Origin of the sequence: Paraburkholderia sp. GAS38 (assembly GCF_050434965.1) — a bacterium.
GTDB lineage: Bacteria > Pseudomonadota > Gammaproteobacteria > Burkholderiales > Burkholderiaceae > Paraburkholderia > Paraburkholderia phenazinium_A.
Genome location: NZ_JBNDJO010000004.1, coordinates 519,741 through 533,678, shown reverse-complemented (window position 1 = coordinate 533,678; position 13,938 = coordinate 519,741). Strand labels below are relative to the sequence as shown.

Genomic DNA, 13,938 nt, shown 5'->3' with positions numbered 1-13,938 from the left:
CGCGCTTCGGCTGGACTGATTAGAACGAGTAGATGAACTGCGTCGCAAGGATGTCGTTGGACTTGCTGTACGAGCCGTCGTTGCGCAGGAACACATTCTGGCTGGCCCAGTCGTGCCGGTATTCCACCTTCACAGTAATCTGCTGGGTTGCGTAGAACAGCACGTCGAGCGCGACGTCCTGGTGGGTGGCGCCCTTGCACTCGAAGCCGTGGTTCGACGAGTTGGCGAGACAGTTCGCGCCAATGCCGAAGCCGTCGGCCGTATCCATGCCGTTCGAGTTCAGCGCAATGCCACCACCGCCGCCGCCGTTCTTCTGGTCGACCAGCAGGTCGTAGCGCAGGGTCGCGCCCATGCGGCCCACGGTCGGCAAGGTGAACTTGCGGTGCGCGAGCAGCGACAGACCGTACCACTGTGCCTGGCCGCCGTTGTACGCGGCGTTCTGCTGCTGGCCATAGTCGAGCTCGGCGTTGTACTGCACGTCGGCGAGCGTGTAAGCCGCATCCGCTTCGGTGAAGAAGAACGTGCCGAAGGCGCTCGGCGCTGCACCGCCTACGCCATACACCGGCGTGCCATCGGAATTGATTCCGGAGGCGAGCGTCTGGCGGCCAATATTGAACGAACCGCCGATATCCAGCGCGCTAGACCACGTATAGTCGACGCGGCCCGTGAACGTTGGGATCTTGTTGCTGCTGGTGATCGGATCGCCCAACGCGTTGGTGCCCGTCTGCACCACCGAGCCATAGGTGCGGTACTGTTCGTTGCCCAGCATGAACTTCCACGCCCAGTTGCTGCCGTCGCCCGTGTAGTTCACGCCGACACCCACGTAGCTGCCCGGATCCGAGAAGTCGTACAGCAGGTTGTGCGTGAGCGTCACCATCTGGTTCGACTGCTGCACCTCGTAGCCGCCGAAGCTGGGCATCAAGCCCGCCACGAAGGTGGTCGTCGCCGTCACCGGCACGGTCACCACCGCGGTGTTCAGGATGTTGTCGCTGATCGTGCCATGTTCGTTCTGCAGCAGCGTGATGCCGTTGCCGCGGTTCGGCATCAAGGTGATTTCAGCCGACGGCGCCATCGGGCCGACACCGAAGGTCTTCTTGATGTCGAGGTAGAGATCGCCGAAGGTGCTGTTGAAGTAGTTGTAGCTGCTTTCGTGGTTCGCGAACAGGAACGACGAGCTGCTCAGATCGCGGTTATACATGTAGGTGGGGTCGATATAACCCGTCACCGACAGACCCGCGATCGGCCCGGTGTTTTGCGCATCCACCAGCGAATCGACCTTCAACTGCTGATTGGCGATCTGCTGCTTCATCGAGTCGACCTGGTCGTTGGTCAGCGTGGCCTGTGCCTTGCCGTAATCCGGCGACGAGATATCCACCGGCGCCGCGGCCACGGCAGGAGCCGCAGCCGGTGCTGCCGCCGGTGCCGCCGCGACCGCTTTGGGCTTGGCCGCCACTTCCGCCCGCAACTGCTTCACTTCTTTTTGCAACGAGTTCAGTTGCGCCTGCAACGCCTTGATCTCATCGCTGGTGGCGTCTGCCATGGCCACACCAGGCAGACTCCCCGCCACTAGCAGGCAGATGAGTTTCTTTCTCATGCACATTCTCCTTGTTGGTCGTATTGCTAGAAACTGCTTGGGCTCAGGCGGTACCGAGCGATTTGCGCACGGTAGCGGGTTGCGGGGTAACGGGTGCGGCGTCGGCGGCCTCCGCCACGGCGAAGGCCATCTGCATGTCGCGGGTACGCTTGCGTTCGCGGACCTGCATCCAGCGGTTGACGGCAATCACCCCGACCGTCACCACGCTGATAAAGATCGTTGCGAGCGCATTCATTTCCGGATTCAGTCCGAGACGCACGCGCGAAAACACGACGAGCGGCAGCGTGGTGGAGCCGGGGCCGGAGAGGAACGCGGACAGCACGAGGTCGTCGAACGAGAGCGTGAACGACAGCAGCCAGCCGGACATCAACGCCTGCGAGATCAGTGGCAGGGTGATCAGGAAGAACACCTTGAACGGCGTTGCACCGAGATCGAGTGCGGCTTCTTCAAGCGACTTGTTCAGCTCCTTGACGCGCGACTGCACGATGATCGCTACATAGGACACGCACAGCATCACGTGACCGATCCAGATCGTCAGCAGGCCGCGGCCCTTCGGCCAGCCGAGCATCTGTTCGAGCGCCACGAACAGGAGCAGCAGCGAGATGCCCTGAATCACTTCAGGAATCACCAGCGGCGCGTTGATCATGCCGGCGAACAGCGTGAAACCGCGAAAGCGGCCGAAGCGCGCGAGCACGAAACCGGCCCACGTGCCGATCACGACGGACGCACAGGCGGTCAGCAGACCGATCTTGAGCGAGAGCCAGGCGGCGCTCAGCAATTCGTCGTCCTGCAGCAGCGCGCCATACCATTTCAGCGAGAAGCCGGACCATACGGTGACGAGCTTCGATTCGTTGAACGAATACACCACAAGGCTGATGATCGGGATATAGAGGAACAGAAACCCGAGCGTCAGGACGGTGTTGGACAGCTTCCTGTTTGGCTTGATCATTTCGCGCCCTCCAGTTCCTTGACCTGGTAGTACTGAAACACGGCCATCGGCACGAGCAGCAGCAGAACCATCGCGACCGTCACGGCGGATGCCATCGGCCAGTCCATATCGTTGAAGAACTCGTCCCACATGACGCGGCCGATCATCAGCGTGTCGGCGCCGCCGAGCAGTTCGGGAATCACGTACTCGCCCACCGCCGGGATGAACACCAGCAGGCTGCCGGCGATGATGCCGTTCTTCGACAACGGCAAGGTGATGCGCGTGAAGGCGGTCCACGGTTTGGCGCCGAGGTCGTAGGCGGCTTCGAGCAGCGTCAGGTCCATCTTCACCAGGTGGGCGTACAGCGGCATCACCATGAACGGCAGGTACGAATAAACCATGCCGATATAGACGCCGATATCGGTGTGGTATAGCCGCAACGGCGAATGGATCATGCCGATCGCCATCAGCGTGTGATTGAGCAGGCCGTCGTCCTTCAGGATGCCGATCCATGCGTACACACGGATCAGGAACGACGTCCAGAACGGCAGCATCACGCCCATCATCAGCAGGTTGCGCTTGGCCGGTTCCGAGCGGGCGATGTAGTACGCCACCGGATAGCCGATCAACAGGCAGAAGAAGGTCGAAATGGCCGCCATCTTCAGCGAGCTGATGTAGGTCGCGATATACAGGTCGTCCTGCAGCAGAAACGCGTAGTGACCGAGCTGGATCGCGAAGTGCACGACCCCGTCCTTCATGCTGAGGAGGTCCGTGTACGGCGGAATGCCGAGCCGCAGATCGGCGAAGCTGATCTTCAGCACCAGCACGAATGGCAACGCGAAGAACAGCGTGAGCCACAGGAACGGCACGCCGATCACCGTCGTGCGGCCCGACGGCAGCAGGGCGCCGAGCCGTTTTTTCAGCGCGGCGAGCGCACCGCTCGCGTGCGGCGCATTCAGCGCCGGGGAGGTGGGGGCGGGCGTTCTCATTGCGTCACCACTACGCCGCTAGCGGGCGACCAGTAGACGAACACGTCGTCGTTATAGGCGGGCGCGCCTTCGCTCATCAGATGCGAGCTGGACAGGTTCGAAACGACCGTCTTGCCGCTCGGCAGGCGCACGTGATACAGCGAATAGCTGCCCATGTAGGCGACGTCCGAGACCACGCCACGGGCCCAGTTATGCGGCGTGCCCGGCTTGTCGCGCGAGACCTTCACGCGTTCCGGACGCACCGAGATGCCCACCGGCATGCCGAGCGGCCCGGTAATGCCGTGGCTCACATACATGCGTGCTTCGAGGTCTTCGCTTTCGACGAATATGTGATCCGGTTCGTCCTCCACCACCACGCCTTCGAACATGTTGGTCGAGCCGATGAACTCGGCCGAGAAGCGGCTGTTCGGAAACTCGTAGACTTGCGAGGGCGTACCGATCTGCACGATGCGGCCTTCGCTCATCACGGCGAGCCGTCCGGCCATGGTCATGGCCTCTTCCTGATCGTGCGTCACCATCACGCAGGTCACGTCGACCTTCTCGATGATGTTGACCAGTTCGAGCTGCGTCTTCTGGCGAATCTTCTTGTCGAGCGCGGACATCGGCTCGTCGAGCAGCAGCAGCTTGGGGCGCTTGACGAGCGAGCGGGCGAGCGCCACGCGCTGCTGCTGGCCGCCGGAGAGCTGATGTGGCTTGCGGCCCGCGAACTTGCTCATCTGCACGAGGTGGAGCGCATCCGCGACGCGTTCCTTGATTTCGTTCTTCGGCGTGCCTTCCTGCTTGAGACCGAAGGCGATGTTCCCCTCGACGCTCATGTGCGGAAACAGCGCGTACGACTGGAACATCATGTTGACCGGGCGCTTGTACGGCGGCATGGCGGCGAGGTCCTCGCCGTCGACGAAGATGCGGCCCGAGGTGGCCGTCTCCAGGCCGGCGAGCATGCGCAGAAGCGTGGACTTGCCGCAGCCCGAACTGCCGAGCAGTGCGAACAGTTCGTTCTTCGCGATGGTCAGGTTGACATTGTCGACAGCGACGCTGTCGCCGAATTTCTTCACGACGTTTTCAATCCGGACGAATTCATCCGGTTTGCTTTTGGTCGTCACCGCGAGTTTGGCCGCTTGAGGTGTTGCCTGGGCGGCGTTATTTGAGGTCGTCGAGTTCATGGTGTAACCATTCCTTGCGGATCGCGGGCGTAAGCATCCCCGTGTGGGGCGCGCGAGGCGGCTCACAAAGGTCTGCTGCGATCGGGAAACATGGGACTGCGCTTGCAAGGCGCAGGCTGACTGCCTTATTGCCTGATTCAGGCGGAGAGGGATCGAGCGATCCCTGCTCCGCGATTAAATATGCTTATCGGCTATGAGTAAAAAATCAGTGGCCGGTTTTGAGCTGAGCCCAAAGACGGTTTTCAAGGCGCAGGATGTCGCTCGGCATCGGCTTCATCAGCGTCATCTTGCTCAGCACTTCGTCACCCGGATAGACGGTGGTGTCCTGAGCGACACCCGGCGTCACGAACTGACGGGCTGCCTTGTTGGCGGTCGGGTAGAACACTTCGTTGGTGATGGCGGCGTTGACCTTCGGATCTTCGATGTAGTTGATCCACTTGAGCGCGGCTTCAGGGTGCGGTGCATCCTTCGGGATCACCATCACGTCGAACCACAGCAGGCCGCCTTCCTTGACGTTGGAGAACTTGACCGTGTACGAGCGCTTCGCTTCAGCGGCACGGCGGCTGGCGATGCCGACGTCGCCCGACCATGCCACGGCGACGCACACGTCGTTGTTGGCGAGGTCGTTGATGTAACCGGACGAGTTGAACTGGGTGATATACGGACGGACTTTCTTCAGCACTTCGAAGGCGGCCTGGTAGTCGGCCGGGTTCGTGCTGTTCGGGTCCTTGTGCATGTATTGCAGCACGGAGGCGAATACGTCGACGGCCTGGTCGAGGAACGACACGCCGCAACCCTTCAGCTTGGAGAGGTTGGCCGGATCGAACACGAGGGCCCAGCTATCCACCGGTGCATTGGCGCCGAGCGCTTTCTGCACCGCTTCCACGTTATAGCCGATACCGTCCGTCCCGTAGGCCCAGGGTACGCCGTACTGGTTACCCGGATCGGCGTCGGTGATCATCTTCATCAGAACCGGGTCGAGATTCGCCAGGTTCGGCAGCTTCGACTTGTCGAGCTTCTGGTACACGCCGGCCTGAATCTGCTTGGCCATGTAGTTCGAGGTCGGCACCACAATGTCGTAGCCCGAACTGCCGGCGAGCAGCTTGGCCTGCAGCGTGTCGTCGCTATCGTAGTTGTCGTACTTGACGTGGATGCCATCCTGCTTCTCGAAGTTCGGAATCGTGTCCTTGGCGATGTAATCCGACCAGTTGTACACGTTCAGATCGGTGTCGGCCGCAAGCGCCGGTGTGACCGACAGCGCCGCAAAGCTCGTGACGGCGAGAAGCGCGGCCCCCGCGACCGCATGACGAAGATGACGTCCAGTATGACTAGCGCTCATGACTTTTTTTCCCTTGAAGTTGAAGTCCCGGCATGAGCGCGTGTCGTGATGCGCCCACGCCGGAAAAGAACTGCCGTTACGAAATTCCGAGTTGTTGTGCGGTCGCGTCAATGGCCTTTTTCGCCTTCGACACGATCTCGTCGATCTCCTGCTTCGTGATCACGAGCGGCGGCGACAGCAGCATCCGGTCGCCGGTGGCGCGCATGATCAGGTTGCCGTTGAAGCAGAAGTCGCGGCAGATCGTGCCGACCTCGCCTCCATTGGCAAAACGCTTGCGCGTTTTCGGTTCCTGCGCGAGTTGCAGGCCGGCCACCAGCCCCACACCGGCGATATCGCCGACGATCGGATGGTTCGCAAAGGTGTCGCGCAGCTTCTTCTGGAAGTACGGGCCCGTATCGGTCTTGACGCGCTCAATGATTTTTTCGTCGCGCAGCAGCTTCAGGTTGGCGACCGCCACGGCTGCCGCGACCGGATGGCCGGAGTAGGTGAGGCCGTGATTGAAGTCGCCGTTTTCGATAATCGCGCGGGCGACGCGGTCGTGCAGACCCACTGCGCCCATCGGCACGTAGCCGCTCGTCAGACCCTTGGCGAGCGTGATGAGATCGGGTTCGAAGCCGAAGTGCTGATGCGCGAACCATTCGCCGGTGCGGCCGAAACCGCCGATTACTTCATCGGCCACCAGCAGGATGTCGTACTTGCGGCAGATGCGCTGGATTTCAGGCCAGTAGGTGGACGGCGGGAAAATCACTCCGCCGGCTCCCTGGAAAGGCTCACCGATAAACGCGGCGACGTTCTCTGCACCGACCTCAAGAATCTTCGCTTCGAGTTGCTGCGCACGGGCGAGGCCGAATTCTTCCGGCGTCAGGTTGCCCTCGGCTTCGCCGAAGAAATACGGCTGGTCGATGTGGACGATGTTCTCGACCTTCGAGGGCATCTGCTCATGCATGTAGCCCATGCCGCCGAGCGTACCGCCGGCAATCGTCGAACCGTGGTAACCGTTCTTGCGCGAGATCACCACTTTCTTCGCTGCCTTGCCTTGCGTCGCCCAGTATTGATGGACGATGCGCAGCACGGTGTCGTTGCCTTCCGAACCGCTGTTGCAATAGAAGAAGTGGTTGAAGGGCGCCGGCGCCAGTTCCGCGAGCAGCGCGGAGAGTTCGATCACCGGCGGATGCGTGGTCTTGAAGAAGGTGTTGTAGAAGGGCAGTTCCTGCATCTGCCGGTATGCCGCGTCCGCGAGTTCCTTGCGGCCGTAGCCGACGTTCACGCACCACAGGCCCGCCATGCCGTCGATGATCTGATTGCCTTCGGAGTCCCACAGGTACACGCCCTTGGCCTTCACGATCACGCGGCTGCCGGCCTTGTTGAGCGAACCCATGTCCGAAAACGGATGGATGTGGTGCGCGGCGTCGAGCGCGCGATATTCGGCCGTGCTGCGTTGTTGCGAAACCTGCGCGGCTGCAGCCGGCTGGGCCGGTTGCACGTACGCGACTTCTTCTGTTCTGTAGCTCATGTTGCCTCCAGTTGTTCTGTTTGCTCAGGCGCGTCCTAGACGTGCAGCAGCAAATGCCGGCGTTCCCACGAACTGATCACGCGGAAGAACGCTTCGTATTCGGTTTCCTTCAATGCCAGGTAGGCCTTGACGAATTTCTCGCCGAGCACTTCGGCGATCGGTTCGCACGCGCCCATCAGCGTCAAACCCTCTTCGAGATTGCGCGGCAGTTGGTAGGGCAGTTCGTAGCCGTCGCTGATCAGCGGTTCGGTGGGGCGCAGATTTTGCGTCATGCCGAGATAGCCGGCCGCGAGTGTGGCGGCAATCGCGAGGTACGGATTGCAGTCGACACCCGGAATGCGGTTTTCGATGCGGCGCGCAGCCGGGCCCGAATGCGGAATCCGGAAGCCCACCGTGCGGTTGTCGTAGCCCCACGCCACGTTGATCGGCGCTGCCATGAAGCGCGAGAGCCGGCGGTACGAGTTGATGTACGGTGCAAAAATCGGCATCAACGCCGGGGTGTACTTCTGCAGGCCTGCGATATAGCCGTCGAATAGCTGGGTGGGCTTGCCGTCGGCGCCGGTGAACAGGTTGTGACCGCTTTCCTCGTCGACGAGACTCTGATGCATGTGCATCGCCGAGCCCGGTTCGTTTTCCATCGGCTTGGCCATGAACGTCGCATACATCTTGTGACGCAGCGCGGCCTCGCGCACCGTGCGCTTGAACAGGAACACGCTGTCCGCGAGCTTGAGCGGATCGCCGTGCATGAAGTTGATTTCCATCTGCGCCGCGCCGACTTCGTGAATCAGCGTGTCGACTTCCAGTTCCTGAATGTCGCAGTACTCATAGATGTCCTCGAAGAGCGGATCGAATTCGTTGACCGCTTCGATCGAGTACGCCTGACGTCCCGTCTCCGGACGCCCGGTCCGGCCGATCGGCGGTTGCAGCGGCAGATCCGGGTCCTTGTTCATGTCGACGAGGTAGAACTCGAGTTCCGGTGCGATCACCGGCTTCCAGCCCTTTGCCTTGTACAGTTCGAGCACCTGACGCAGTACCCGGCGCGGCGAAATCGCCACGGGCGTGCCGTCGAAGTGCACGCAGTCGTGAATCACCTGCGCGGTGGGGTCGACAGCCCACGGGATCAGGCGAATGGTCGATGCATCGGGAACGCAGACCATGTCCGGGTCGGTGACGCCGGTCAGGGATCCGTCTTCCGGATAGTCCCCCGTGACGGTCTGGATCATCACCGCTTGCGGCAGGCGCATGGATTCGCCGGATTCGAACTTGCTGCGCGGAATGATCTTGCCGCGCGCGATCCCGGCCATGTCGGGAATGATTGCTTCGATCTCGGTGATGCGGTGTTGCTTCAGAAATTCGTCGATGTCTTGCATGATTGTTCTCTCAGTTTTTGCGCGGACCGGCCTAGGCGTGCGTGGCGGCGGTGGATACCGCGCCGTGGCCGGCCCTGGTGCGCATTCGATCGCGGCATGCGTCGCCGAACGCCCGGAAGATCGCGGTGGACAGCGCGTCGCTCGCATGCTTCCACTCGGGGTGCCACTGCACACCCAGAGCGAAGGCGCGCGCATCCTTGACGCTCACCGCTTCGATCAATCCGTCCGGCGCAGTGGCTTCGGCTACAAGGCCGTTGCCCAGCCGCTCGACGCCCTGGCCGTGCAGGGAATTCACCCGCGCTTCGTTCGCCCCTGCCGCGAGGCGCTGCAACAAGCCGCCTCGCGTCAGTGCGATGGAATGCGACGGTGCGTATTGCACGTCCAGTTCGTCTTCCTTGTTCTCGCGGTGATCGTTCAAGCCGGTCACTGCGTGAACGCTTTGATGCAGCGTCCCGCCAAACACCACGTTCATTTCCTGAAAGCCGCGACAGACAGCAAGGACCGGCACACCGGCGTCGATGGCCGCGGCAAGCAGCGGCAGCGTCGTCGCATCGCGTGCGGCGTCGTGCAGCGTGCCCGGCGCACTGGCGTGGCCGCCGTAATGCTGCGGTTCCACATTCGAATAGCTGCCGGTAAACAGCAACCCGTCGACCGCCTCGAGAATCTCGGCGGCGGCCTGACGGTTGCCGAGCGCGGGCAGCAGCATCGCCAGCGCCTGTGAGCCGTCGACCACGGCAGCGATGTACTTCTCGCCCACCGTGTGCGACGGGTGCACTCCCATCATCGTTCTATCGGCGCTAATGCCGACCAGAGGTCTGGTTCGCATGACTAATTGAATGGACGTGTTGGTTCCCCGCGGGATGCGGCACGAACAACGTTAAAACAGGCGCGGCACGATTCCGCAGCCGTGCGCAGGGCGCAAAGCCACCAGAAGTCCAGGCGGGGGTCGTTAGCGGACCGCGCCGCGCGTTGCTATCAGGAAGACCGTTCGATTCAGCCCGTTATCCGGCGCGATCCGCAGAACATGCGCACACGGCAGGCGAAACAAGGCACGCACAAGCGCGGACGCCATCAAAGGCACGCTCAGGCAAACAGGTGAACCGAACGGTAAGCGGGAGAGAGGCGCTACGGCAGCAGCGAAGCGACTTCGTCCGTGCGTACGGCGATGAAAGCGCGCGCAGAGACGGAATTGTGGCGTCGGACAGAACGGCGGGACAGGATCGTGAAGACGGACAGAAAGCGGCGAAACGCAAGGCTGCCGTTGCTGCCGTCGGCGATGGTGCCTTCAGGACGAAGACATCTCGCCTGACTGCGTTCCCACCTAACCAAAGGGCCTCGGACTCTCACGATTACACTCGACTAGCGACGTTGAAAGTATTGAACGCCTCGCTCCAGAAACGCACCGTGCGTTTAAAGAAACGTGACGCGGGATGATCGCCGGGTAGCCTCGCGAATCGGGATTACCCGCTTCGCTGCGCCGCAAAACACTGTGTTCAGCGTCTGTGACGTAGGCATGACGATCGCCTGTGAACCAGCATATACGAGCCAATATTGCCGTCAAATCATTTTTATAAAAGATTTATCAGGGCTTACCCGAGGCAATAGGCCTAAACCCGGGGGTTGGGTATGCTCGTTGCGTCAGTCAGTATTTCGAAATGCTTGCAGGGTTTTCCCCAGCAGCGGCGGCAATAAAGTGATTAGAATATTCAACACTCGCGCCGGTCGTGCATGACCCATGTGTGCCCAATGCGTGACCTGTGTCCGATTTCTGCCTGTTTCCTAAACCGGTTCATCCACTCTGAGAGTGCAGCGATGTCCATCGAAGTAGCGACCCGCTTGCAGTACATCCGTAAGAAGAATGGCCTGTCTCAGCGCGAGCTGGCCAAGCGGGCGGGGGTCACCAACGGCACCATTTCGTTGATCGAACAAAATCGCGTGAGCCCCTCGGTCGGTTCGTTGAAGAAGCTGCTCGAATCCATTCCGATGAGCCTCGCCGAGTTCTTTACGTTCGAAGTCGAAGCGGACTGCTCCGTGGTGTCGCGCCGCGTCGACATGCCGAATCTCGGCAACGAGTCGATTGAGTTCTATCTCGCCGGTGCGGGCGTAAAAGACCGCAACATGGGCATCCTGCGCGAGGTCTATCAGCCGCTCGCGGACACGGGGCCGGAAATGCTGGTGCATACAGGACACGAGGGCGGCGTGATCGTCAGCGGCCAGATCGAATTGACCGTGGACGGCGCCACATGGCTGCTCGACCCCGGCGACAGCTACTACTTCGAAAGCCGCCGGCCGCATCGTTTTCGCAATCCCAGCGCGGAACACGTCTGCGAAATCGTCTCGGCGAATTCACCGCCGAGCTTCTAGACATTCCGCGTCAACGTCGTTGCGACGCGCGTGATGGCTGCAAGGGCAACCCTCACGTTGAACGTCGAACGCATAACATTGAGGCATCCTGATGGAAAAGACTCTCGCTTACTGGCAAGACAAGGCCGCAACGCTTTCAATCGAAGGCCGCGCGTTTATCGACGGCGAATATCGCCACGCAGCCAGCGGGCGCACCTTCGATTGCCTGAGCCCGATTGACGGCAAGCTGCTCGTCAAGGTGGCCGATAGCGCCAGCGAAGACGTGAACGCAGCCGTGGCCGCGGCGCGCCGCGCCTTCGACTCGGGTGCCTGGTCCGGCCTGAATCCGCGCAAACGCAAAGCAATCCTGCTGCGTTGGGCCGGTCTATTGCGCGAGCATCTCGACGAGCTGTCGCTGCTCGAGACGCTCGATGCGGGCAAGCCGATCGGCGATACGACCTCGGTGGATGTGCCGGGCGCGGCGTATTGCGTCGAGTGGTTTGCCGAAGCGATCGACAAGATCGGCGGCGAAGTGGCCCCGGCCGACCATCATCTGGTCGGGCTCGTCACGCGTGAGCCGATCGGTGTGGTGGCCGCGGTGGTGCCGTGGAATTTCCCGATCCTGATGGCGTCGTGGAAGTTCGGCCCGGCTCTCGCCGCGGGCAACAGCGTCGTGCTGAAGCCCTCCGAAAAATCGCCGCTGACGGCCATTCGTATTGCGCAGCTCGCGCATGAGGCCGGCATTCCGGCGGGCGTGTTCAACGTCGTGCCGGGTGCGGGCGAGCCGGGCAAACTGCTGGCCTTGCATCCCGACGTCGATTGCCTGGCCTTCACCGGCTCGACCAACGTCGGCAAGCTGATCATGCAGTACGCCGGCCAATCGAATCTGAAGCGCGTGTGGCTCGAGCTCGGCGGCAAGTCGCCGAACATCGTGATGCCCGACTGTGCCGATCTCGACCGCGCCGCCAATGCGGCAGCGGGCGCGATCTTCTACAACATGGGCGAGATGTGCACGGCGGGTTCGCGCCTGCTCGTGCATCGCGATATCAAGGACGTGTTCCTCGACAAGCTGATCGCAGCGGCGCGCAGTTATACGCCGGGCAATCCGCTGGATCCGAAGACCTCGATGGGGGCGATCGTCGACCAGGTGCAACTGGACCGCGTGTTGAGCTATATCGAGGCGGGACGGGCGGAATCGAAGCTGCTGCTTGGCGGCGGCCGCGTGAAGCAGGAAAGCGGTGGCTACTATATCGAGCCGACCATCTTCGACACCAAGGCGGATGCTAAAATCGCCCGTGAAGAAATCTTCGGACCGGTGCTGTCGGTGATCACGTTCGATACGGCTGAAGAAGCCATCAGGATTGCCAACAATAGCGAATACGGTCTTGCCGCTGCGGTCTGGACCTCCAACCTCACCACCGCGCATGAAATGGCGCGCAGCCTGCGGGCCGGCACGGTGTGGGTCAACTGCTACGACGAAGGGGGCGATATGAACTTCCCGTTCGGCGGCTACAAACAATCGGGCAACGGCCGTGACAAGTCGTTGCACGCACTGGAGAAGTACACCGAGCTGAAGTCTACGCTGGTGCGGCTGCGCTAAAGGATTCGCAAGCCAGCGCGGCGGTGCGTCGTTCCGGCGCCGTCGCGTTCCCAATGAATCCGAAGCCGGGTGATACGCGCACAACCTCAGGAAAACCGCGTGTGTTGCCGGCATGTTTTATCAGGTCATCCCATGACTGAACTCCTCTATGGCGACGGTGCAATCCGCCGTCCGTCCCTCTACGGGTCCTCGATCGAAAATACCTACGCGGGCGTGCTGTCGTTCATGCGGCGCAAGTACACGCGCGAACTGGCCGGGGCCGACGTGGTCGTTTCCGGCGTGCCGCTCGATCTGGCTACCACCTTTCGCTCCGGCGCGCGCCTCGGTCCCGCTGCGGTGCGGGCGGCGAGCGTGCAGTTGTCCGAGTTGCATCCCTATCCGTGGGGCTTCAATCCGTTCGACGATCTCGCCGTGACCGATTACGGCGACTGCTGGTTCGACGCGCACAACCCGATGACCGTCAAGCCGGCCATCGTCGAGCATGCCCGCACGATTCTGCGTTCGGATGCGAAGATGCTGACGTTGGGCGGCGATCACTACATCACCTATCCGTTGCTGATTGCGCATGCGGAGAAGTATGGCAAGCCCTTGTCGCTGATCCATTTCGACGCCCACTGCGATACCTGGGCCGACGATAGTCCGGACAGCCTGAATCACGGCTCGATGTTCTACAAGGCGGTGAAGGACGGCCTGATCGATCCGAAGACGTCGGTGCAGATCGGCATCCGCACGTGGAACGACGACTTCATGGGCATCAACATCCTCGATGCGGCGTGGGTGCATGAGCATGGCACGCGCGCTGCGGTGGAGCGGATCATGTCGATTGTCGGCGAGCGTCCCACGTATCTGACCTTCGATATCGACTGTCTCGATCCGGCTTTTGCACCGGGCACGGGCACGCCGGTAGCCGGCGGCTTGTCGTCGGCACAGGGGCTCGCCATCGTGCGGGGCCTGGGCGGCGTGAACCTGATTGGCGCGGACGTCGTCGAAGTGGCGCCCGCCTACGACCAGAGCGAGATCACCGCCATTGCCGCCGCGCACATTGCCTGCGACGTGCTGTGCCTGTGGCGGCAACGCAAGGTAGCGGGGCGTTGACGTT

General features: G+C 61.7%; 12 protein-coding genes. 3 read left to right on the top strand and 9 right to left on the bottom strand.

The genetic code is table 11. From position 1 onward, the window contains the following. Positions 1–19 precede the first annotated feature (19 nt). From P3T42_RS12875 to P3T42_RS12835, 9 genes are all read right to left on the bottom strand, one after another. Positions 20–1,594: a DUF3138 family protein gene (locus tag P3T42_RS12875; protein WP_429306245.1), complete on the bottom strand. Its 1,575-nt coding sequence runs from the start codon at positions 1,592–1,594 to the stop codon at positions 20–22. A 43-nt stretch (positions 1,595–1,637) separates the two neighbouring features. Further along, positions 1,638–2,543, bottom strand: coding sequence for an ABC transporter permease subunit (locus P3T42_RS12870; protein ID WP_074294916.1), 906 nt, complete (start codon positions 2,541–2,543; stop codon positions 1,638–1,640). Beyond that, complete coding sequence (locus P3T42_RS12865) at positions 2,540–3,511, bottom strand: ABC transporter permease subunit (RefSeq protein WP_074294918.1); 972 nt, start codon at positions 3,509–3,511, stop codon at positions 2,540–2,542. The genes P3T42_RS12870 and P3T42_RS12865 overlap by 4 nt, the downstream gene beginning before the upstream one ends. Next, positions 3,508–4,674: an ABC transporter ATP-binding protein gene (locus P3T42_RS12860; RefSeq protein ID WP_074294920.1), complete on the bottom strand. Its 1,167-nt coding sequence runs from the start codon at positions 4,672–4,674 to the stop codon at positions 3,508–3,510. The genes P3T42_RS12865 and P3T42_RS12860 overlap by 4 nt, the downstream gene beginning before the upstream one ends. Before the next feature lie 205 nt (positions 4,675–4,879). Continuing rightward, positions 4,880–6,013 (bottom strand): polyamine ABC transporter substrate-binding protein, encoded by a 1,134-nt coding sequence (locus tag P3T42_RS12855; RefSeq protein ID WP_074294922.1) that lies wholly within the window; start codon positions 6,011–6,013, stop codon positions 4,880–4,882. A 76-nt stretch (positions 6,014–6,089) separates the two neighbouring features. Beyond that, a complete protein-coding gene (locus P3T42_RS12850; RefSeq protein ID WP_074294924.1) occupies positions 6,090–7,526 on the bottom strand; it encodes an aspartate aminotransferase family protein in 1,437 nt (478 codons plus the stop codon). Between the two features lie 35 nt (positions 7,527–7,561). After that, positions 7,562–8,896: a glutamine synthetase family protein gene (locus P3T42_RS12845; RefSeq protein ID WP_074294926.1), complete on the bottom strand. Its 1,335-nt coding sequence runs from the start codon at positions 8,894–8,896 to the stop codon at positions 7,562–7,564. Between the two features lie 31 nt (positions 8,897–8,927). Then, on the bottom strand, positions 8,928–9,722 hold the full coding sequence (locus P3T42_RS12840; RefSeq protein WP_074294928.1) for a gamma-glutamyl-gamma-aminobutyrate hydrolase family protein: 795 nt from the start codon (positions 9,720–9,722) through the stop codon (positions 8,928–8,930). 299 nt (positions 9,723–10,021) lie between these two features. Then, positions 10,022–10,243: a hypothetical protein gene (locus tag P3T42_RS12835; RefSeq protein ID WP_429285803.1), complete on the bottom strand. Its 222-nt coding sequence runs from the start codon at positions 10,241–10,243 to the stop codon at positions 10,022–10,024. Between the two features lie 465 nt (positions 10,244–10,708). Here P3T42_RS12835 and P3T42_RS12830 point away from each other — a divergent pair, with 465 nt between their 5' ends. The 3 genes from P3T42_RS12830 (at position 10,709) to speB (ending at position 13,934) form a co-directional block, all read left to right on the top strand. Continuing rightward, positions 10,709–11,260 (top strand): cupin domain-containing protein, encoded by a 552-nt coding sequence (locus tag P3T42_RS12830; RefSeq protein ID WP_074294930.1) that lies wholly within the window; start codon positions 10,709–10,711, stop codon positions 11,258–11,260. A 91-nt stretch (positions 11,261–11,351) separates the two neighbouring features. Beyond that, positions 11,352–12,839, top strand: coding sequence for an aldehyde dehydrogenase (locus tag P3T42_RS12825; RefSeq protein ID WP_074294932.1), 1,488 nt, complete (start codon positions 11,352–11,354; stop codon positions 12,837–12,839). 132 nt (positions 12,840–12,971) lie between these two features. Continuing rightward, positions 12,972–13,934: an agmatinase gene (gene speB / locus P3T42_RS12820; protein ID WP_074294934.1), complete on the top strand. Its 963-nt coding sequence runs from the start codon at positions 12,972–12,974 to the stop codon at positions 13,932–13,934. Positions 13,935–13,938 lie beyond the last annotated feature (4 nt).

Excerpts from the sequence above, each read along its gene's own strand:
- P3T42_RS12870 (WP_074294916.1), bottom strand. The coding sequence starts at position 2,543 with ATGATCAAGCCAAACAGGAAGCTGTCCAACACCGTCCTGACGCTCGGG.
- speB (WP_074294934.1), top strand. The coding sequence starts at position 12,972 with ATGACTGAACTCCTCTATGGCGACGGTGCAATCCGCCGTCCGTCCCTC.
- P3T42_RS12865 (WP_074294918.1), bottom strand. The coding sequence starts at position 3,511 with ATGAGAACGCCCGCCCCCACCTCCCCGGCGCTGAATGCGCCGCACGCG.
- P3T42_RS12845 (WP_074294926.1), bottom strand. The coding sequence starts at position 8,896 with ATGCAAGACATCGACGAATTTCTGAAGCAACACCGCATCACCGAGATC.
- P3T42_RS12840 (WP_074294928.1), bottom strand. The coding sequence starts at position 9,722 with ATGCGAACCAGACCTCTGGTCGGCATTAGCGCCGATAGAACGATGATG.
- P3T42_RS12860 (WP_074294920.1), bottom strand. The coding sequence starts at position 4,674 with ATGAACTCGACGACCTCAAATAACGCCGCCCAGGCAACACCTCAAGCG.
- P3T42_RS12855 (WP_074294922.1), bottom strand. The coding sequence starts at position 6,013 with ATGAGCGCTAGTCATACTGGACGTCATCTTCGTCATGCGGTCGCGGGG.
- P3T42_RS12830 (WP_074294930.1), top strand. The coding sequence starts at position 10,709 with ATGTCCATCGAAGTAGCGACCCGCTTGCAGTACATCCGTAAGAAGAAT.
- P3T42_RS12825 (WP_074294932.1), top strand. The coding sequence starts at position 11,352 with ATGGAAAAGACTCTCGCTTACTGGCAAGACAAGGCCGCAACGCTTTCA.
- P3T42_RS12875 (WP_429306245.1), bottom strand. The coding sequence starts at position 1,594 with ATGAGAAAGAAACTCATCTGCCTGCTAGTGGCGGGGAGTCTGCCTGGT.
- P3T42_RS12850 (WP_074294924.1), bottom strand. The coding sequence starts at position 7,526 with ATGAGCTACAGAACAGAAGAAGTCGCGTACGTGCAACCGGCCCAGCCG.